At 67.7% G+C, this 19,318-nt stretch carries 21 protein-coding genes and 1 pseudogene; 5 read left to right on the top strand and 17 right to left on the bottom strand.

All coding sequences use genetic code 11. The features are described 5' to 3' along the window. The first annotated feature begins 529 nt into the window (after nucleotides 1-529). Complete coding sequence (locus tag O1Q96_RS20695; RefSeq protein WP_269249627.1) at nucleotides 530-979, top strand: spore-associated protein; 450 nt, start codon at nucleotides 530-532, stop codon at nucleotides 977-979. 376 nt (nucleotides 980-1,355) lie between these two features. Here the strand turns inward: O1Q96_RS20695 and O1Q96_RS20700 are convergent, their stop codons facing one another. Both O1Q96_RS20700 and O1Q96_RS20705 read right to left on the bottom strand, forming a co-directional pair. Further along, entirely contained in the window at nucleotides 1,356-1,790 is a 435-nt protein-coding gene (locus tag O1Q96_RS20700) for a hypothetical protein (RefSeq protein WP_269253664.1), read from the bottom strand. Between the two features lie 404 nt (nucleotides 1,791-2,194). Next, nucleotides 2,195-2,449: a hypothetical protein gene (locus O1Q96_RS20705; RefSeq protein ID WP_269253971.1), complete on the bottom strand. Its 255-nt coding sequence runs from the start codon at nucleotides 2,447-2,449 to the stop codon at nucleotides 2,195-2,197. Between O1Q96_RS20705 and O1Q96_RS20710 the strand changes: the two genes are divergently transcribed. Further along, nucleotides 2,366-3,292 carry a DUF6215 domain-containing protein gene (locus tag O1Q96_RS20710; protein ID WP_269253665.1) on the top strand — a complete coding sequence of 309 codons (927 nt, stop codon included), beginning with the start codon at nucleotides 2,366-2,368 and terminating at the stop codon, nucleotides 3,290-3,292. The genes O1Q96_RS20705 and O1Q96_RS20710 overlap by 84 nt on opposite strands. A 510-nt stretch (nucleotides 3,293-3,802) precedes the next feature. Here O1Q96_RS20710 and O1Q96_RS20715 read toward each other — a convergent pair. The 3 genes from O1Q96_RS20715 to O1Q96_RS20725 are packed head-to-tail and all read right to left on the bottom strand — an operon-like array spanning nucleotide 3,803 to nucleotide 5,350. After that, complete coding sequence (locus O1Q96_RS20715; RefSeq protein ID WP_269249628.1) at nucleotides 3,803-4,468, bottom strand: dihydrofolate reductase family protein; 666 nt, start codon at nucleotides 4,466-4,468, stop codon at nucleotides 3,803-3,805. Continuing rightward, nucleotides 4,468-5,004 (bottom strand): SRPBCC family protein, encoded by a 537-nt coding sequence (locus O1Q96_RS20720; RefSeq protein WP_269249629.1) that lies wholly within the window; start codon nucleotides 5,002-5,004, stop codon nucleotides 4,468-4,470. The genes O1Q96_RS20715 and O1Q96_RS20720 overlap by 1 nt, the downstream gene beginning before the upstream one ends. Continuing rightward, nucleotides 4,988-5,350, bottom strand: a complete 363-nt coding sequence (locus tag O1Q96_RS20725) for an ArsR/SmtB family transcription factor (protein WP_269249630.1) — start codon at nucleotides 5,348-5,350, stop codon at nucleotides 4,988-4,990. The genes O1Q96_RS20720 and O1Q96_RS20725 overlap by 17 nt, the downstream gene beginning before the upstream one ends. Before the next feature lie 559 nt (nucleotides 5,351-5,909). Here O1Q96_RS20725 and O1Q96_RS20730 point away from each other — a divergent pair. Then, entirely contained in the window at nucleotides 5,910-6,425 is a 516-nt protein-coding gene (locus O1Q96_RS20730) for a MarR family winged helix-turn-helix transcriptional regulator (protein WP_269249631.1), read from the top strand. Between the two features lie 84 nt (nucleotides 6,426-6,509). Here O1Q96_RS20730 and O1Q96_RS20735 read toward each other — a convergent pair whose 3' ends face one another. From O1Q96_RS20735 to O1Q96_RS20750, 4 genes are all read right to left on the bottom strand, one after another. Beyond that, nucleotides 6,510-6,935, bottom strand: a complete 426-nt coding sequence (locus O1Q96_RS20735; protein ID WP_269249632.1) for a PPOX class F420-dependent oxidoreductase — start codon at nucleotides 6,933-6,935, stop codon at nucleotides 6,510-6,512. A 74-nt stretch (nucleotides 6,936-7,009) separates the two neighbouring features. After that, complete coding sequence (locus O1Q96_RS20740) at nucleotides 7,010-7,402, bottom strand: nuclear transport factor 2 family protein (protein WP_269249633.1); 393 nt, start codon at nucleotides 7,400-7,402, stop codon at nucleotides 7,010-7,012. A 125-nt stretch (nucleotides 7,403-7,527) separates the two neighbouring features. Beyond that, nucleotides 7,528-7,908, bottom strand: a complete 381-nt coding sequence (locus tag O1Q96_RS20745; RefSeq protein ID WP_269249634.1) for a VOC family protein — start codon at nucleotides 7,906-7,908, stop codon at nucleotides 7,528-7,530. Nucleotides 7,909-8,273: 365 nt separating this feature from the next. Next, entirely contained in the window at nucleotides 8,274-8,609 is a 336-nt protein-coding gene (locus O1Q96_RS20750) for a winged helix-turn-helix transcriptional regulator (protein WP_217458532.1), read from the bottom strand. A 65-nt stretch (nucleotides 8,610-8,674) separates the two neighbouring features. On the opposite strand from O1Q96_RS20750, the gene O1Q96_RS20755 reads away from it, so the two are divergent. Both O1Q96_RS20755 and O1Q96_RS20760 read left to right on the top strand, forming a co-directional pair. Continuing rightward, nucleotides 8,675-9,520: an SDR family oxidoreductase gene (locus tag O1Q96_RS20755; protein ID WP_269249635.1), complete on the top strand. Its 846-nt coding sequence runs from the start codon at nucleotides 8,675-8,677 to the stop codon at nucleotides 9,518-9,520. A gap of 313 nt (nucleotides 9,521-9,833) precedes the next feature. Then, the gene (locus tag O1Q96_RS20760) at nucleotides 9,834-10,760 is read left to right on the top strand and encodes an NADP-dependent oxidoreductase (protein ID WP_269249636.1); all 927 of its coding nucleotides are present in this window, start codon (nucleotides 9,834-9,836) and stop codon (nucleotides 10,758-10,760) included. Nucleotides 10,761-10,762: 2 nt separating this feature from the next. On the opposite strand, the gene O1Q96_RS20765 is transcribed toward O1Q96_RS20760, so the two are convergent. From O1Q96_RS20765 to O1Q96_RS20800, 8 genes and pseudogenes are all read right to left on the bottom strand, one after another. Beyond that, a complete protein-coding gene (locus O1Q96_RS20765; protein ID WP_331276105.1) occupies nucleotides 10,763-11,197 on the bottom strand; it encodes a MerR family transcriptional regulator in 435 nt (144 codons plus the stop codon). Between the two features lie 270 nt (nucleotides 11,198-11,467). Further along, nucleotides 11,468-13,816 carry an alpha-L-fucosidase gene (locus O1Q96_RS20770; RefSeq protein WP_269249638.1) on the bottom strand — a complete coding sequence of 783 codons (2,349 nt, stop codon included), beginning with the start codon at nucleotides 13,814-13,816 and terminating at the stop codon, nucleotides 11,468-11,470. Nucleotides 13,817-14,405: 589 nt separating this feature from the next. After that, nucleotides 14,406-15,269: an LLM class flavin-dependent oxidoreductase gene (locus tag O1Q96_RS20775; RefSeq protein WP_269249639.1), complete on the bottom strand. Its 864-nt coding sequence runs from the start codon at nucleotides 15,267-15,269 to the stop codon at nucleotides 14,406-14,408. A 201-nt stretch (nucleotides 15,270-15,470) separates the two neighbouring features. Then, nucleotides 15,471-15,698, bottom strand: a pseudogene (locus O1Q96_RS20780) (lipase); the annotation flags it as partial. 162 nt (nucleotides 15,699-15,860) lie between these two features. Next, the gene (locus tag O1Q96_RS20785) at nucleotides 15,861-16,409 is read right to left on the bottom strand and encodes a YciI family protein (protein WP_269249640.1); all 549 of its coding nucleotides are present in this window, start codon (nucleotides 16,407-16,409) and stop codon (nucleotides 15,861-15,863) included. 288 nt (nucleotides 16,410-16,697) lie between these two features. Further along, nucleotides 16,698-17,456 carry an alpha/beta fold hydrolase gene (locus O1Q96_RS20790; protein ID WP_269249641.1) on the bottom strand — a complete coding sequence of 253 codons (759 nt, stop codon included), beginning with the start codon at nucleotides 17,454-17,456 and terminating at the stop codon, nucleotides 16,698-16,700. A gap of 242 nt (nucleotides 17,457-17,698) precedes the next feature. Next, entirely contained in the window at nucleotides 17,699-18,226 is a 528-nt protein-coding gene (locus O1Q96_RS20795) for a hypothetical protein (RefSeq protein ID WP_269249642.1), read from the bottom strand. Nucleotides 18,227-18,361: 135 nt separating this feature from the next. Further along, nucleotides 18,362-19,195: a GNAT family N-acetyltransferase gene (locus O1Q96_RS20800; protein ID WP_269249643.1), complete on the bottom strand. Its 834-nt coding sequence runs from the start codon at nucleotides 19,193-19,195 to the stop codon at nucleotides 18,362-18,364. Nucleotides 19,196-19,318 lie beyond the last annotated feature (123 nt).

Below are 19,318 nucleotides of genomic sequence, written 5' to 3' on the forward strand. Positions count from 1 at the left end.
GATGAAGCATCGGATGAACACCGTTGCCCGATCGAACCACGCCGCGCCATACGCCTCTGTCGCCCGTCGAGTCCAGCCTTTTGGCGACTGCTGAAAACATGGCCGCCCCGACAGACGTGTGCCACTGTTCTCCCGACCGGTGAACGGACAGAGGGTGGGAAGGCACCCTCGCCGCCAACAAAACAGTCCTCGGCCTGTGTTGGTACGGCGGCGCGACCATCACCGTCAACGGCCACTCCAATGACATCTGGGTGTCCACGGGGAAGAAGATCAGCCGGTACTCGTTCTGGGGGAGTGCTGTGTATCTGCTGGCAGCAGCCACGGGGTCCTGTCCGTCGGGAACGGCTACTGCTGGGACCATTGACCGGCTCCGGAGATGCGCAAGCCACGGCCACGGTCGGCTGACGGTCCGTCCGTCAGGGCCGTCGATGGTCCGAGCAGCCCCACGCACACGACGCATAGCTGTTTGGTTGTCCCGCGTGTCCCATCAGGCGGGAGTGACCAACTCCGAAGCACACAAGGGGGAAATATGAGATTCAACCGTTCAGTCCTGACTGCAGCCGCATTTGCCGCTCTCGCGGTGGGAACCACGACCGCCCTGGCGGCACCCGCCTCCGCGGCACCCAACACCACGCCGCAGAAGGTCTGCGGGAGCGCCTACAAGACCGTGAACTCGGCGGCCGTCGGCTCGCTGGGCACGGTCTACCTGACGTACAACCCCGCCAACGGCGAGAACTGCGTGGCCACCATCCGCAACAACCCCGGCACCGCCGTGGACATGTCCACCTGGGTCCACATTCCTGACACCCAGGAGTACGCCGAGGACTACGGGCGGTACACCTCATACGCGGGTCCGGCCTACGTGTACGGCAAGGGATACTGCGTCAGTTGGGGCGGCGGCATCAACAACGTGTACGTGCAGGTGAACGACTCCAACTGCGCCGCACGCAAGGAGCACCGGGTCACCACCACCCGCTGACCTGCTGCTTGACGGCCACACGTCCACGTAGTTCTCCTTGAGTGACAGCCGCCGATGTGGCTGGGCAACGCGCCTGGGAGTAGGCCGAGTTGAGTACGAAGACCCCTGGCGGGCGATGTCGGTGGACTTTCCCGCCAGGGGCCGGGGCTGTGCCTTCTTCCACCACGAGCGCGGGCTGATCACGACACGCAACCGCTTGGTGCTCCGCGTGTCCCACCAGGCGGGGTGAATCCCGTCTTCGCCGTGCAAGTGGTGACCCCGCGGTGTTCGCCGCTCGGCGCCCTGACGGTACCCCGGAGTCTGTACGTGGCTGTCGTGCTCCGATTCGGCGGTCGGTGATCCTTCTCCGTACGGGTCGATGAAACCGCGACAGCCGCTACCAGCGACGACGCGTCTCGTGATCATGAGGTGCGGCCGGAGCGGGGATGCGCCGGTACGCGGCGCGGGCGTTGACGATGCGGGCGACGGCGGTTCCGGCGACTGCTGCGGCGAGCAGGCACGAGAGCCAGGTGGTGTCGCGGTGCCCGGCCCAGGTGAGTTGTCCCGCAGGTGGGATGGCGAAGCCGTTGAGGAAGAGCCAGCACAGTACGGCGGTTCCAGGGGCCGCGGTGAGGCGGGCGAACAGCCCGAGCAGGGCAGCCAGGAGGGACAGCGCGATCAGCGCCGTGGTGGGGTGTCCCCGACCGTCGAGGTGGCTGGTGAGCGCCACCAGCAGCAGGGCGCCGATGGAGGCCGCGAACCAGACGAGCCGGGTCGCGACGGGCTGCGGAACTGCTCTGGCACCTGTGCTCAGCCGTACCCACTCGATCATGCCCATGGCGCCTCTCTGTTCGCTTTCCTGTGCGGGTGCGGGACAGGGCCCGCAATCTCGCCCGGTCCGTGCCCCACAGGCGAATTCTTCCAGGCAGACGTCGGTTGCGGGTACTCCGCGCCGGAGCAGACCGCCGTTGCCGGGCATCGAGGTGCGACACGAGTTGGGCCGGAAGAGGCTCTCGGCCGGCGTCGCCTTGTTCAATCGTGCCGGGGCTCCTCGTCGTCCGCCGTCGTACTTCATGACAACCGGTCCAACTCCGGTGTCGCAGGACATCGGCAGTGAAGTTGGACGGTCTGACGGCGGAGCCAGACCAGGGGAGGAGCCGAAGGCGAGGACCTGGCTCCAAGCGCTTGCATGAGCTGCCACCCCCGATAGCGGTCCCGGAAGTATCGACTTGGCGGCTATTCCTGCGACAGGCCCTGCGCGTACCCGGAATTGTGGCCTCCACCACGGCGAATGTGGTCTTGACCTGGTGAGATCGCCGGATGCTCGGTTTCCTTCTCCGTCTCCTGCCGTTCTGGGTCCGCGAGCCGCTGCTCATCGCGGTCGGATCCGTCCTCGGCGTACGCATCATGTATCTCGCCGTCAGCGATCACGACCGGGTTGCGGCCGGTCTCAGCGTGGTGTTCCTCGTGTTCACCGCAGTGCGCGTCCACGTGGTGGTCCGTGCCCTGCGTGCACGCCGGAACTCGAGTCCGGCGGTTGCCGCCGGCGGGGCGGCGGTCGATGCTGCCGCCCAGCCCCAGCCCCAGGCCCAGGCCCAGGCCGGAGCTGGGCCGCGTCCCGGCCCGAACACTCTGGAGAAGGAGCCCAACGCGTGGGGCCAGGCCTTCGCGGCCGTGGCCGTGTTCGGGGCACTGGCGGCCGCGGTGTGGTTGGGGCCGAGCGTGATGCCGTCCGGTGACAGCACCCCGCAACCCGCCTCGTGTTCGGACGGAGAACACGAGGAGCTTCCGAAGACCTACAAGAAGACGCCTCGGCCGGTGACCGGTGAAGAGCTGTGCGAGGCGCTCAACCGGCCGGACCTGGCCAAGCTCCTCGGAACGCCTGGAGAGATTGCGACCGCTGCTTCCGGTAGCAGCAACACGGCTCCCCTGACGGATGGGAAGGTTGCCCAGCCGGAGGCCGAGGTCACGTTCGACACGTACTCAGTGAATGTCTCGGCCACTTACAACAAGCTGACGACTGACCAGTACGTGAAGCTGATGAAGTACGGGAATGAGATAGACGTCAGGACCCTCAAGGTTCTCGGACGGCCCGCGGTCTTCGCCTCGGACCACACCATGAAGATCGAGATCAACCTCGGGGGTGGCGGATCCGGCGGACCGGTCGAACAAGGCCCTCTGGCCAGGACGCTTACCGTGGCCCTCGACCGCCAGGATCACGGCGGCTACTGCGACATCACCGTATGGAGCAAGTCCGGAGCCCTCCCGAACGACAGCGTTCTCCTCGACATCGCTGAGAAGGTTCTCCCGACGATCCCCGAACGGCCTGTTTGATGAGGCGCTGCGAACTTGGGCCGTGAAAAGACTGATCCGATCGCTCCGTCGGCGATGGCATTCGTCTCGTGACGGGACTCGTGCCGCGATTCTCTTGAGGCACAGTCCGAACGGCGGTGCAGGGGCACTGCCATCCCCAACCGGCGGCGGAGCGACTGGTTGTGCCTTCCCTGCCGGTGACCGGCAGGGAAGGCACTGCATGACGCGGTCTTCGCCCGAGTCGATGGTCCCTGCCACCGTGGACACCCTGCTCTGCCTGCCAAGGGGCAACGGAACCGAAGTTCGCCAGACACCGCACGGCCATGTGGTTTCGACGTGGCGATGACCTGGTACCGGCCATGCCACTGCTGAGCCCGGTCGACCCGAATGACGATTGAAGACCCTCGCTTCAGTCGTACCGCGAGAGGGTGGCCGAAGACGGAGCCTTGTGACTGTGCGGCGACCGGACCAGTGCCTCCTCAGCCGTGCGACCAGGGTCGCAGGGTTCGCCGGCTGGGCGTGGTGCGCCCGCTACCGCTTCCCGACGGTGTAGGTCAGGTGGGTCACCCGGGATGATGCGTCCGTACGGGACTGGTCGAGGGCGAGGCGGGTCGGGTCCACGCGGTCGAACAGGCGGATACCGGTGCCGAACAGCACGGGCGCGAGGGTGATTGAGAACTCGTCGATCAGGCCGCCGTCCAGGTACTCCTGGATCGTCTCGGCGCCGCCGGAGATGCGGACGTCACGGTCGCCGGCGGCCTCGCGGGCCTGGTCGAGCGCGCTGGAGATGCCGTCGTTGACGAAATGGAAGGTCGTGCCGCCCGGCCGCTCCCACGGATCACGCTTGGTGTGGGTGACGACGAACACCGGGGTGTGGAACGGCGCCTCCTCCGGCCACGCCAACTCGCCGGCGTCGAGCATGCGCTTGCCCATGACGCTCGCGCCGGTGCGCTCGTACGTCGCCCGTGCGATGTCGTTGTCGATGCCTTCCTCGCCGCCCTCGCCGAGCTTGAGGTTCTCCCGGAACCACCGCTGCGGGAACAGCCACGCCTGCAGCTCCGACCACTTCGTCATCCAGCGCTGGACCCTCGGGTCGTTCTGACCTTCGGGCGAGAATGCGAGCTCGACGGGCACGGCTTCCGGGGCCATGAAGCCGTCGAGCGACATCGTCACGCTGAAGAACACCTTCCCGCCCATCAGCCTTCCGCTCCCTTCGGTGGGGTTTCGTTCCGGCCGGTGTCGTTCCGGGTGAGGCCAACGACGTAGGCCGCCAGGTTGCGCAGCGTCTGCTCGCCGCCCTCGACCGCGTGGTACTTCTCCGCCGCCTCGTCGCGCAGTTCCTTGGTGGGGAACACCGTGCGCATCACGATCCGGGTCTCCTCGCCGGCCGACTCGAAGGTCAGGACCGACTCGAAGGCGTTGGGGTCGTCGCGGGACTCGCCGTGCACCAGCGCGATTCGTGTCGGCGGGACGATCTCTGTCCAGGTGATCCACTCCTGGTAGTCGGTCCCGTCCGGCCCGTGCATCACGAAGGCCCAGGCCCCGCCCGTGCGGAACTCGAAGGACCGCGTCGTGGTGGTGAACCCATCCGGTCCCCACCACCGCGACAGGTGCCGCACCTGCGTGAACGCCTCGAACACCAGCTCCCTCGGAGCGCCGATGGCCCGGGAGATCACGATCTCGCGGTCCGCGGTCGTGTGGTCGGGCTCGCCGCTGCTACTGGTCTTCGTCATCCGGGGGTTCCTCCTGCCTTGCCTGTTTCAGATCTCGCACGTACTCGTCCAGCCGGTCGAAGGTCTCGTTCCAGAACTGTTCGAAGCCGCCCACCCACTCGTGGATCGGCCGCAGCCCGCGGGCGTCCAGGCCGTACAGCCGCTGCTTGCCCGCTCCGCGGACATGCACCAGCCCGACCTCGCGGAGCACCCGCAGGTGCTTGGACGCCTGCGGCTGGCTCATCCCCAGGTCCCGCGCCAGTTCGGTCACAGGTCGTTCGCCGCCCCGCAGCAGCATCAGGATCTCCCGCCGCTGCGGCTCGGCGATCGCGTTGAACGCGTCCGAGGTCGTCGCCGCTCGTGCCATGACACCATCGTATGCCCATATCGGAATACGTCAACGGCTGTGTGACCACCGACCCGCTCGGTCCGGTCCCGCCAACCTGACCGGTCCGCAGTCGCTGACTGAGCAGGTCCGTACGATCGGCGACGCCCTCGGCCGCCCCTTGGTCTTTGCAGAACTGGACGAAGACGCGGCGGCCGCCGCGTTGGAGGCACAGGGCCCGCCCCCGGAATACGCCCGTGCCATCGTCGGGGCCCACGGGCTGATGGAGGCGGAGCCGGAGCAGGTGTCGCCGGCGGTGGCCGAGATCACCGGTCGGCCCGCACGCACATACCGCGAATGGGTCGCGGACCATGTGGGGGACTTCGCTGGCGGTATCGCTGCCGTCCTCCCCGCTCGGAAATGTCCGTCCAACGGCTCGTGGGAATGAGCAGGGTGGGCGCTGAACGAGAGGAGGTGGAGCGGAGTGAATGCGCTGACCATGAACCCGCGCGTCATGCCTCACCTGGTGTCAGCCGGGACTCCCCGTACCGATGGCCTACAATTATCTATCCATGGAAGATGGTTCTTCGGAAGATGAGTGATGGCTGACGCTGACCTGAAGCTGCTGTACCGGGAGCTGGTCTCGCTGGAGATCGAGCTGTGGGACGGCGTCGAGGGGCGGTTGAGGGCCGAGTACGACCTGCCGCTGACCTCGTTCGAGGTGCTGCACCTGCTGCTGCAGCGGCCCGGGCGGCGCATCCAGGACATCGCGGAGAAGTTCTCGATCACGGTGGGCGGCACAAGCAAGGTGGTCGATCGCCTGGAGGCGGCGGGCCTGTGCGAGCGGCGGGCCAATCCGAACGACCGCCGTTCCTCGATCGTCGAGCTGACATCCGAGGGGCGGAAGCTGGTGAGCGGGGCGCTGAAGGTCTTCGAGGAGGAGCTGGAACTGCGGATCGGGTCGGTGATCACCGAGCAGTCCGTACGCGAGGTGACCGCGGTCCTCAGCACGCTGCGGGCAGCCGGACGCGCCCTGGACGCGGAGCGGAAGGCCGCCGCGAAGACACCGGTACCGGCTGTGCGGGCGCCGAAGCAGCCCGGCCGACCTGCACCGTGAGCCGCGACGGGTCGGCCGTGCCGGTGGGTCGACAGGCCAGGGCCGGACGAACAGGGCACCGGTCCCGGCCTCTCGGTTCACGATTCAGTCGGCGATACCGGCGAAGGCGATGACTTTGTCGATACGGCCTCGGACGAGGAGGTTGCCGGGGCCGCCGTTGCGTGTGGCGTACTCCTCGGCGCGGCCGTTGCCCATGTAGCGGGCGCCGAGCAGTCCGCCCCAGCGCAGCATGTCGTCAGGGGCCTCGGAGATCTCTGCGCGTCCTTGGAACAGGACGAATGCGTACGGTGGCCGGTGCTCGTCGACGCAGAGGGCGAACCGTCCGTCGCGGGCGAGGTTGCGGCCTTTGACTCCGTTCTTCTCCGTGGTGAGCATGATGTCGTCGCCGTCGAGGAGGAACCAGACCGGTGTCACGTGAGGGCTGCCGTCGGCGCGGACGGTGGACAGCTTGCCGGTGCGAGTGCCGTGCGTGGCGAAGGCCCGCCACTGCTGCTCGGTCATCTTCCGCATGGGGGTGCCTTTCGCATGTGTACGGCTTGACTTGCGGGTGTCCGGGGCCGACTCGGCCCCGGACACCCATGAGGTCAGCCCCAGAAGGCGTCTTCGGTGGCCGGGTCCTCGGAGAAGAGCCACATCTCGGTGATCCTGCCGCCTGCGATGCGCAGGAGGTCGACGCCGTTCATGCTCATCGACGCGTTGTCGCGACGGCCGCTGAAGTGGATGGTGGCGGTGACCAGGTCGCCGTTGGCCATGAGCGTGTGGATCGTGTCGATGGCGAAGCTGCCCTGGCTGGCTTCCATCATCCCGCCGAGCATCTGGAAGACGGCGCCCCGGCCCTTGTGCTCGCCGGAGAACTGATGGGCGCCCGGCTGGTGCCAGACGATTCCCTCGTCGAGGAGCTCGCCGAGGGTGGCCATGTCTGCCGTCTGCACGGCCTGGAAGTAGGTGCGGGCGATCTCGATGTTGGCGCTGGTCATGTCTCTTGCTCCTTGGTGTCTTGCGCGGGGATGTTGGCCATACGGCGAAGTCGAGGCGGTCGGCGAGGCAGGCTTCGGTGAGTCTCCAGGCGGTGAACGGGGGAGATGCGGCCCTGCGGAACCGGTCAGGCGGCGGGCGCGGAGAAGACGCCGAAGTGGTTGCCTGCGGTGTCCTGCAGTCGGGCGAAGGTGAAGCCCGCAGCGTCGGAGACCGGCTCCATGAGGACCTCGGCGCCGAGGTCCTGGCCGCGTTCGACGGTCGCGGCGACATCCTGGACGAGGACGTGGAAGATCGCGTAGTTGGGGAAGCCGCCCTCCGACTCCCACACACCGCCCGCCGGCTGCTGGGCGTCCGGCGTCATCACCGAGTGGTAGGTGACACCCGGGGTGTTGGTGTTGAGGACGTACTTCCAGTCGAAGAGCTCGCCGTAGAACTCCTTGACCTTCTCCGGCTGGTCGGTACCGAACTCGAACCAGGCGACCGAGTTGAAGGCGGGAACGGTCATGGCACTCACTCCTTAGGCCTCATGGGGCGAGACGTGTGACTCTTCGTGTCAGGTGGATTCCAGGCGGTGACCGCATCCCGCGGCGGGGCACCTTGCCGGAACCGGCACGAATGAGGGCTGCGCATCGATCCGGCGCCCAGCAAACCATTTACATTCCATGGAAGCAACTTCCATGAATTGTTGTTCCATGGGTATGGGTTCGGTGGTCCTCAGTCGTCCGAACCGTGGACATCACAGGAGCCCGGCGGCTCGGAAGCGGACGGCCGAGTCGGGAGGAAGCGGTCATGGAGCCGGTCGAGATCGAGGCGAAGACCCTGATCCAGAGGTCGAAGACCCCGTCGAACGACTACGTGATCGGGCCCGCATCACGCGGTGACGTCGGCCTCGGGATCGGGCACTGCCATGGCCCAGGTGCCCATGGCGTCCAGGACATCGCGCAACCCCTCACCGAGAGGGGTCAGCGCGTACTCGACGCGCGGCGGGATCTCCGCGTAGGTCGTGCGGGTGACGATGCCATGCCGCTCGAACTGGCGCAGCCGGCTGGTCAGGGTGTGCGGACTGATGCCGGGCAGAGCCTCGCGCAGCCGGGTGAAGCGGTGGGGTCCGTGCAGCAGTTCACGCACGATCAGAGTGGCCCACGGGCCGTTGAGCAGCGTGAGGAACCGGGCGACGCCGCACTCGGGGAGACAGGGATCGGTCACAGTTTTGACCGTACCCCAATAGTGCAGTTGATGTAACTGGTGCTGCCCATGCACTAATGGCGTCCATGACCTACGTGATTCACGGCGCCACCGGCGCCCAGGGTGCCCCCGTCGTCTCCGCTCTCGCCGCCGCGGGCAAGTCCGTGACCGCTCTGACTCGATCCGCCGATGTAGCCGTGGACGGCGCGCAGCGCGTCGTAGCCGCCGGCTACGGCTCCACAGCCGAACTGACTGAGGCGTACCGCGGCGCTGACGGAGTGTTCGTCCACCTGCCGGTGGTCTCCGAAGAGGACCGCCTGACCTATGCGCGCAACATCGTCGCTGCTGTCCGCGCGGCCCGTCCGGACCGGGTGGTGTTCTCGACCAGCGGCGCCCCGATCGACCCGGAAAACGGTGGCGCGGCGGCGGCACTGGTTGGCGGTCTTGCGGGCAGCGGGGTGTCCCATGCGGTCATCGCGCCCACGTTCTACCTGGAGAACCTGCTCATGCCGTACGTCCTCGACGCGGTCCGCGAGCAAGGCGTGCTGCCCTATCCGATCCGCGCCGACTTCCCGGCTTCTTGGGCGTCACACTTGGACATCGGCGACGCGGTCGCCGCCCTGTTCGACCGCACGGACATCACCGGCGTGATCTCCGTCGGCCAGTACCCGGCGATCACCGGGCCCGACCTGGCCGAGGCGTTCGGCGCCCACTTCGGCAAGGACGTGGTCTTCGAGCAGATCACCCCCGAGCAGTTCCGCAGCTCCGTTGCACCGTTGCTGGGCGAGGGCCCCGCCGCCGACGTCGCCGGATTCTACGCGGCCATGAGCACACTTCCGCACCGCTCGATCACACCTGAGAACTCCGCCCAGAAGCTGCTCGGCATCACCCCTCGCACTACCGGGCAGTGGCTGACCGGCATCGGCCTCTGACCGTAACCACGATCGGGGCCGGCCAAGTCCTCAAGTACTGCTGAACGCCCACGCAAGTACTCGTCCGGGCTGTGCGGGCCCGCCGGACAGAGGCCGGCCCACCCCGTCTTCCCTGTCGACTTCGGCCTGTTGAACAGGCGATCAGACCTTGGCTCTTCCGAGGGCACAGCTTGCATCAGCCGTGGGTTCGGTGGCTGCGGGTTCAAGGATGTTACTCGCGTCACATCCGCTTGAACCTGACATTGATGTCAAGAATTAGCTTGGCGATGTCCCCGCCGAACGCCGGACGAGGACGCTGCGAAAGGAATTCTTGATGAGTACAGCCCTGGGGTATCGCACCTTCGGTAGCGCCGACGTCCACGAGTTCTTCGATCGGCCCGTTCCGTCGCCCGGTCCTCTCGAAGTCCTCGTGCGCGTCGCGGCCGCGGGAGTCAACCCGCTCGATCACCTACTCCGGTCCGGACACATCCAGGTGTTGAACGGCCATGTGCCTTTTCCGCAGGTCCTGGGAATGGAGGCGGCAGGCACCGTCCTTGCGGTGGGGGACGATGTGACTGACCTGGCCGTCGGCGACCGGGTCACCGGATTCGCCCTGACCGGTGCCGGCACGTACGCGAGGACGACTCTGTTGCTCGCCGAGTCCACGGCCCGCATACCCGACACGCTCTCGGAGACCTGGGCGGCGACCATCCCCGTCGCCGGCACCACCGCGCTCGACGTCCTGGACCAACTCGCCCTGCCCGCCGGGGCGTCGCTGCTCGTGAACGGCATCGGCGGCGGCGTCGGAATCGCCCTCGCCCAGATTGCACGGGACCGCGGTCTGGTCGTGGTCGGCACCGGCAGTGCGGCCAAGCGGGATCGCGCGACGGCAACCGGTGCAACCTTCGTCGAGTACACCGCAGGCGATGTCGTGGCCCGGCTCCGAGCGCAGGCCCCGGACGGCTTCGACGCCGTCGTCGACACGGTCGGCGGCGATTCCCTGCGGAGCGTCGCCCCACTGGTGGCCAGGCCTGACGCACTTGTTTCGGTAGGGGACCTGTCTGTCGGCGAGCTCGGCGGAGCGATGGTCAACCGCCGTCTCGACCGGAGCAGTCTTGAGCGTGTCGCCGAGCTGATGGTCGCCGGGCGACTCGATCCCAACATCACGGCGACCTATCCTCTGGCGCGGGCGGAGGAGGCGCTGGCGCTCGTCGAGTCGGGCCACGCGTCGGGCAAGCTCGTCATCGACATGCGGCTCTGAACTCACGCTTCGCAGTGATGACCGCCCCCGGCAGCAACGGAACCGGCCCGGCCCGCGCCGAGCCGGTGCCGGGTGTTCACTTCGATCACGGCATTGAGAGAGTCCCGGGTCTCGACGAGTCGGGCGATGTCGGCGGTCAGGCGGTCCCGTTCCTTGACCATCGTTTCGAACGCATCCTCGTGAACGTCGGCGTCGTCGCTCTCCACACAGGGCAGCAACTGGGCAATCACCTTGCTCCCCAGTCCCGCGTCGAACAGCCGCCGGATGAGATGGACCCGCGCGACCTCCGTCGCGGCGTAGTGCCGCTGCCCGCCACCGGATCGTGCACTGCGGATCAGACCCTGCTGCTCGTAGTACCGCAGTGATCGGGCGCTGGCCCCCGTCAGCCGGGCCACTTCTCCGATCCGCATTGTCACAGAGGGAGATGTCAAAGTCATGAGACGCCCCTCCCGCACATCAGCCAGTTCCGCATGGCGACAGTCTAGCCAGCACGTGGCCGGCGGTGCCTCCAGGAAAGGGCCTGCTTCATGACGCGCCATTCTCATCGTCGTCGGCCGGGTGTGCGTGCCCGCCGTCGACGTTCGCCGCGGAGGGGAAGGCGACCCACCCGGTCGAAGCCGACCCGCAGCTCTCCGTGGCGGAACCGGTGCCGCGAGCAGCGTGATGCCGTCGCGGCCGCCGGTCGCGCTCAGGGGGCCCCTGGGGTCTCAGGCACGCCAGTGCACTTTGAAGACCCACGCGTGCTGCCCCGCCTTGCGTGCTGCTTCGGGAACGTCGATCACCAGCGCTCCTTTGCTGAGAGTCCAGGTCAAGGGCCGGCCGTGGCCGAGCATTGTGATCTTGTCGCCGCTGCGGATCGGGACCGGTGCTTCGACGGTGAGTGTGGCGCCGGGCTTGGCGAGGGAGTGGATGTAGAAGGCCTGGTCCGGGCGGATGGTGAACCGCAGGTCCTCGCCCAGTTCGGCCATCCGGGACCAGTACGTGGTGTCGTAGATCGCCTCCCCGTTGCTGCGCAGCCAGCGGCCTGTCTCACGCAGCCGGGTCTGCATGATCTCGGGGATGGTGCCGTCGGCCCGCGGGCCGATGTCGAGGAGGAAGTTGCCGTTCTTGGAGACGATGTCGACGAGGCTGTGCACGACCTCCTCGGTCGTCATGTAGGCCTCGTCCGGGGTCGCCTGGTTGTACCCGTAGCTGAACGGGTCCAGGCCGCGGCTGGACTCCCACTTGGCGACGACCGTGTTGTCGTACGTCGTGTACTCGGGGGTTGTGAAGTCGTGGAAGCCGATGCCCGAACGGTTGTTGACGGTGACCTCGATGGGCCGGGCGCGGTTCTTCGCGTGGTTGAAGTACTCGGCCAGGACATTGAGGCTGTCGTTGGCGCCGCCGATGTCGCACCAGATGAGCTCCGGGTCGTAGCCCTGGATCAGCTCCAGCATCTGCGGGGCCTGGTAGTCCTTCACGAAGTCCTTGCCCCCGGTGTAACCCGTGTAGGGCTCCGGCTCCAGGGTGTACGGATTGCGTGGGGCGTGACCCATCCAGGGGTCGTCCGGGTTGAACCACTCGGGCATGGAGAAGTAGAGCCCGCGGTGGAGTTCGGGTGTGTAGCGGCGGGACGCGTCGAAGAGTTCCTTGACGAGGTCCCGCTTCGGGCCCATCTTCACGGAGTTGCGGTCGGAGACCTTCGTGTCCCACAGCGCGAAGCCCTCGTGGTGCTTCGAGGTCAGCACGTGGTACTGCGCGCCCGCGTCCCGGAACAGTTCGACCCAGGCACGCGGATCGAAGTTCTCCGCTGTGAACATCGGGATGAAGTCGTCGTAGGCGAAGCCCTCGCCGTACTTCTCGCGGTGGTACGCGAAAACGGCGTTCTGGGGATCCTGCATGTGGTTCCAGTACCACTCGGCGTACTGCTTTCCGACCGGCGACCATGCGGGCACCGAGTAGACGCCCCAGTGGATGAAGATGCCGAACTTGGCGCCCTGGAACCAGTACGGCGCCTGGTGGCCGGAGAGAGAAGCCTCAGTGGGCTGGTAGTCGGCGACGCCGAGGGTCAACGGGCTTTGCCGCGAGGCAACGTGGGTCCCGCGGCCGGTGACGGTCACCGAGCCGTTCCGGGCCGTGCCGGGTGCGGTGCCCGCACGGTTGCGGATGCCCACGCGGAGGCGGGCCTGCTCGCCGGGGTCCAGGCGGCGGACACGAGCGGCCTCGACGGTGCGGGCTCCCGGAACCTCGACGCGCACCGACACCCCGTCCGCGGCCAGGACGGCCACCGTCCCCGCGTTGACGACGGTGGCTTCGACGCTCTGGGCACCGGACGACTCCAGCAGCGAGTTCGTGGACCGGGCCCCGCGCAGGGCCAGCGCGCGTCCCTGAGCGGCAGGTTGCAGGGACAGCGCGAACACGTGGAGCGACGCCTTGTTCGCCTGCGCCGGGTTGGTCACCGGGAGCGTGATCGCTACGGCGTCGCGCTGTGGGTCGAGCCACAGCTCGGACGTGCCGATCCCCACGCGGTGTTCGTCCTTGGTGCCGTCCGGTCCGTAGCGGTACGGCACCGACAGGGATCCGCCCGCGGCGTACCAGTCGGATCCGCCGAGGGTGGCGGTCGTGGTCGAGCCGTCCGCGTAGTGCACCGTGGCTTTGCCGGAGGCGTTGCCGTAGCTGCCCGCGGTGAGGAAGACGGCCGAGAGGTAGCGGCCTTCGGGCAGTTCGACGCGCTGGCCGAGGGCGACGACATTGTTCTTCGCGCCCGCGTCCGAAGTCGGGAAGACGAAGGGCGAGCCGTCGACTTCGACACGGCCCGTGGGAAGTTCCTCGCCCGGGAACGTGTAGCCCGAGCCGTCGAAGTCACCGCCCCGCGCGGAAGCGGTGTCGACGCCGTCGTTGTCGTAGAGGGAGTCGAGCGGGACAGGGACGGGGTCGGGGACGGGAACCCACGGCCCGGCGTTGTCGGCGAGCGGTTCGGCGGAGTGTGCGGCGGTGGCTGAGGTGAGGGGGAGGGCTGTTGCGGCGGCGACTCCGGCTGCGGCGCCCAGGACCTGACGTCTCGGATACGTACCCATGAGCGGCTCCAATTCATCGGATGTCTGATGATTGAGGGGAGTCGCGACGCTGTCAACGGTACGGACAGAGAGCAGAGTCGAAGAAATAGGTAGGACGATCGGTGAGGATCCTGAGTGCGTGGGATGGGTGACCGGTATCTGGTGGATCTCAGTCGCGCCACCGAGCGCCATGACGGACCGTCCGGCATCCGGGTGAGCTGAACCGTGCAGCTGCCCATCGGGACCAGCAGTCGGCCGGACCTACGCGGCCGTCCGACCAAACCGCTGAACTGCGGGCGCTCCTCTATCGGTTGGCGCCCGAGCCGGGGCCGAGGCCGGTCGAGGGCAGACCTCGGGTACCGGGCCGGCGCGTACGTCGTGGGATCCTGTTCGCTCTGCATACCGGCATGCAGTCGTACGCCATCCCGAAGTCCTGCTCAGAGCTGTCGACTTCATCGGTGCCGAGTCGGCCGGTCGCTCTGTGCTCGGACAATCTGCGCCGGTGCGCACCCGCTGTGCGCCCATGGTGGCCTCCGCCGCAGGGGGCCTCGGAGTCTGCCTGACCCGGCAACGGCCCCTCGTTCAGGGTCCCTTGTAGAGAGCACGCTGATCAGATCACGGGCGGTCCCGCCTCGATCCGGCGCAGTACCGGAGACAGGCGGTCCAGATCGGGGCCGGTCTGGACCTGCCGCTCGTCCCACCAGGTGGCACCGGCGTCGCGCAGTGGACCGATGACGTCCCGGGCCTTCGCGGCATCCGAGGGCGTGGCACCGCCGAGCACGAATTCAAAGGGCCGCTCGTCTCCGGCCACACGGTTCTTACGTACATAGCCGACGAGATCCCGTACCTCTGCCACAGCGGGTACATGCCCATGCCGGGCCGTCTCGAAGAGAGGCACCGCGCCGTCCCATCGGGCTGCTCGCCGCATCGGCGGGCGGCGCGGCCAGAACCCGCCGATCCACACCGGCGGACCAGGCCGCTGCACCGTGGCAGGCAGCAGCGTCACGTCCCGGACCTCGTAGTGCCGGCCATGGTGGGTCACCGGCTCGCCGGACCACCAGCGCCCCAACAGTTCCAGTCCCTCGTCCAGCCGCTCGGCGAGGACGCGTGGCTCAGCCGTGTCGCCGAAACTGCGGTATTCGTCCTCGACCGGGCCGCCCAGGCCCGCTGTGAAGATCACCCGGCCGTTGCTGAGTTGGTCCAGGGTGGCCACTTGGCGGGCCAGTTGCTGCGGACGGTAACGGGGGACCGGCGTCAGGAGGGTGCCCAGTCGGATCCGCGAGGTCGCCAGCGCGGCCGCGGTGAGCAGCATCCAGGGGTCTCCGAAGGGGCGCCCTTGGTGTTGTCGGTGCAGTACGTGGTCCCAGACGAAAAGTCCGTCCCAGCCGGCCTGTTCGGCGGCAGCTGCCACAGACGCGACGTTACGAGGGTCGGCGAAGTCGCCGAAGTTGGGGATGTTGATGGAGAAACGCATCCCAGAAGGATGCGGAACTGGCCGCGACGGAGCAATCGAATTCGGATCCGGGCGGCTTCGCGGCAGGGCCCAGACGAACGCAGCACCACACGTACGCCACCGGGCCCGTCGTACCGCTGCTGGACTGCAGGGCCGACCTCCGGGCTCCGCTTCCCACGCAGAGCTCGACTGATGTCACGGCCACCACCTGGGGGAGACCGCCGGCTCAGACGTTTGTCGTGCCGCAGCGATCCGGGCCAGCTCAGCACGGACCACCGTCAGCGACAACGCGCCGGCGGCCACATCTGCCGGGTCGCCCAGCGCAGTGATCCTCCCGTCCGGACCGGTCGCGGCCGGGCCGGGAACCTGCTCAAGGGCCGGACAGCTCACCGGGGAGATCAACAGCAGCGGGCTGTCGGGGTGGCCGTCCCGGATCGTGTCCAGAAATCCAACCGGCGCGGCATGACTCCTGCCGGTGTGGTCTCCAGGTCCAGCGCACCCCGTATCTCCACCGGCCCGCCGACCAACGGAACCGTCCGCATCGCCACCGTCACCGCCGCTGTCCAAGGTCGATGCGCTCCGTCGATGGCATCCGTCCGGTGTCTCCGTCGTTCATCGACGCCCGCCGAACTCCCAGTCGTGGACCTCGATGTCTGCGTAGCGGTCCGGAGTCAGGGTGGCGCGTGCCGTATCCGAGTCCGGGGCCCTGAGCAGTACCGCTGTGCCCAGCCACGTGTCGCCGTCGTCGGACAGCAGCGGCCCGTACGCGATCAGCTCGTCCTGGTCGGGCGGCAGGTCGAGGTCGGCTGCCGGGCCCTCGCCGAAGCCGAGCACCAGGTACCGGTTGCCACCGCTCCGGCCGCCGGGAAAATCCCACATGGTGCGCCCCAACACGTTGCGCCACCGGCGCAGCAGCACGTCCCGGAACGCACCGGCCTGGTAGTTGGGCTCGTCGAAGGCGAACGCGCGGGCAGCGGCGGGATCGGGCAGATCGACGATATGCACGCTTCCGGTGGGCGTTTCACCATCGTCGGCGAAGGTCGGGCCGCGAGCGATCAGTTCCTTCGCATACCGGTCCATGTAGGACCAGTGCTCCTCCGTCAGCTCCTCGCGAAGGGCTAGGGAGTCCGGCCGGTCTCGGTGGTAGCAGAAGTACTCCATGATGACAGACCCTTCCGCACCAAGGTCACGATCTCAACCGGCTTTTGCCGGCGAGATGCGCCGCCGCGTCATCGACCAGGTCCTGAAGGTGAGCGCCCGGATGAACAACGCCGCCGCGGCGGGAGAGCCGTAGGCCTGCCCGCCGCGGCGAAAGATGAAGAAGGCCGTGGCGCCCGCTCAAGCCCTCAGGCGGCTTCCTGCCCCCGTGATGCCCGGCTGCCGTTCAGGCTGCCGGGCATCAGCGTTCTTGTGACGCGGGAAGAGGGTGCGCCCGTGAGCGCCTGACACTCAGACGCTGAAGAACTTACGGAGGCGGGAGACGAACCAATCGGGCTGTGCCAGGTGCGGATAGTGCGTGCGCTTCGGTGTCTGTTCGACCACGGCGGCGGGGATGCGGTCGGCGAGCCAGTCGGCGTAGTCAGCACCTGCGTCCGTGCCGTGCAAAGACAGGTACGGGACACCAGGCGGGAGACTCGTGGCCCGTCGAGACCACGCTGCCAGGGTCTCAGCGTCCCAATCGAGCAACGGGGTCCAGAATCCGTCGAACACGTCCTGGTCGAGGGTGCGGCGGCGCTCGATGTCAGCCACCAGCTCAGGGTCCAACTCACCGTACATCGAGGCGAGAACCGTACGAACGAAGTCCGCGAAGCCCTCTCCCCGCACCGCGATGGCTATCTCCGCAGGCAGCGGACCGACCCGCAGCGACTGGTCGACGTTGACCACACCACGGGTCGGATAACGAGCTGCGTAGGCAGTCGCGATCACCCCGCCGAGGGAATGGCCGACGATGAACGGCGGCTGGTCCCCCGTCAGATCCTCGCCCAGCGACTCGATCAGACGGTGGATGTCCTCCACCGACTCGTCGATCCCGAAGGGTGCGGTTCGAGGCGACTCCCCGTGGCCACGCAGATCGACGCGCAGCACGCGGAAGTGCTGCTGCAGGCGAACTGGGTCCCAGAAGCTGCGGTTCTCGGTGATGCCGTGGACTGCCACGAGCAGCGGTCCCGTGCCCTGGAGGTCGTGGGCCAGCTGATTGTTGTGTGTCATGGTCACTCTCGGTTGTGATGAGGGTTCGACGGATGGGCACCGTTCGGCAAACAGCCCGAGGGGCAGAACTTCACCAACGCTGGTAACAGTCCGCCCTGGGCACAATGAAGCCGACGGCTTGAAAAGACGGATTCTTGGCGGCGGTGGCTGCCCCTGTCGTGAGGTGGTGCAGTTCGGTGGGCAAGCGTCCGCGGTCTCGGATCGGTCTGTTCTGTGATCCTGTTCCTTGCTGACTGGGGGAGCTACTTGCGGACTCGGCCCCATGGTTTGAAGACCGAGAGCACTGTGGCGAAGCTCAGGAGCGCCATGGCGGTGGCGGCGAGGAACGAGAGGAACCAGATGTCGCGCAACGGCTGTTCCCCCGAGGCGAGTTCGGTGATGGGGCCCAGGAATGTCAGCATCATCGCGCAGGCGATGACATTGAGGACCAGCTTCACAGCGACCCACCAGTAGCGTACGAGTCCCCACTTGGTCGCCAGCCCCAGCAGTACTCCGGTGACCAGGCACACGGTGCCTGCTATGAGTGCCGTCAGCAGGAGGGGGACGACGAAGAAGTCCGCAAGTGCTTGGTACACGGCGGTGCGGTCGTCACCCGCGCGAACCCAGCCGATCGCCACCAGGACGATGGAGATGACATCGATGCCGATCCAGGCCCCCGCCGAGACGACATGCGCGACGAGGACGCTCTTGCGCAGCCGGGCCGGGATCGCCCAGCGGACCCGGTTGGCCTGTCGTGGCGGGGCGGTCCGGGCTGGGGAAAGGGTGGTCATGGCTGTCCTCGTCTGCGGATCGTCTCGGGTGCGGGTCAGTGGTCGGCTCCATGACAGGGCCTGCCCTGCGCGGGTGGAATTTGGCGTGCGGGCGTGGTCCCCTTCTCCGGCGCACCACGGGACCGTGGTTTCGCGCTATGCGTGCCACAACCAGTTGGCGCGGTCGTACATCGGCTCGAAGCCGGCGCGCAGCAGGTTGTGCAAGGACGGGTTGTGCTCGCCGGGGCTCTCCGCCACGGTCTCCGCGACGATCCATCGGCAGCCCTCGGCTGCGGCTGCGTGGAGGCGGGCGGCGAGCAGCGCGGACTGGGCGCCGCGGCCGCGTGCGTCAGGGAGGGTGGCCCCAGCGAACATGTGGGCGCACTCGCCGTTGAGGAAAACACTCCCGACCGCGACGATCCGTTTGTCGGCCCAGACCGCGTACTGCCGCCAGTCCGCCTTGCCTACGAAGGACGCGGCCATCTCGATCATGGCGGGCGAGGTGAAGCCGAAGGTGGTCATCATGACGGTGGCCCATTCGTGGGCCTGTCGGGCCTCGACGACGCCGACTCGCCAGCCGGGGTCCAGCACGGGAACGCCGACGGTGGCGGGCACCGTTTCGGTGTCGCGGCTGAGCTTGGTGTAGCGACTGCCCTCGGTGAGGCCCAGTTTCGAGGCGGTGGCGGCCCAGTCGGGCGGCAACGACCGTGGTGCGAGCATGATCGAGCCCTGCGCCACCCCTTGCTGCCGGTAGAAGTCGCACACCCGGGTCAGGTCGTCGACGGTGATCGGACGATCGGTGCCGAAGCCGCCTGCCCGGTTGAAGAAGTGGCTCGGGTCCTCGCGGATGGTCAGCACCTGCGTCGGGCCGATGCGTAACGCGCCGACACCCAGGGCCTCCCGTACGGGTGGTGGGGCGCTGGTCGCGAAGTCGGTATAGGCCACGATCTCGGTCAGCTCGGCGATGTCTGAAGGCACGGTGGTCGTCATGCGTGGCTCTCGTTCGTGTCGCAGTGCTGGGAAAGACGGATGAGGTCTGTGCTCGGGAGGTGGGACTTCCCGTACGTCCGGTGCGACGGCGCGCTGCTCCGGGCGGAAGGGGCGGGGTCTGGC

Source organism: Streptomyces aurantiacus, from assembly GCF_027107535.1.
Lineage (GTDB): Bacteria > Actinomycetota > Actinomycetes > Streptomycetales > Streptomycetaceae > Streptomyces.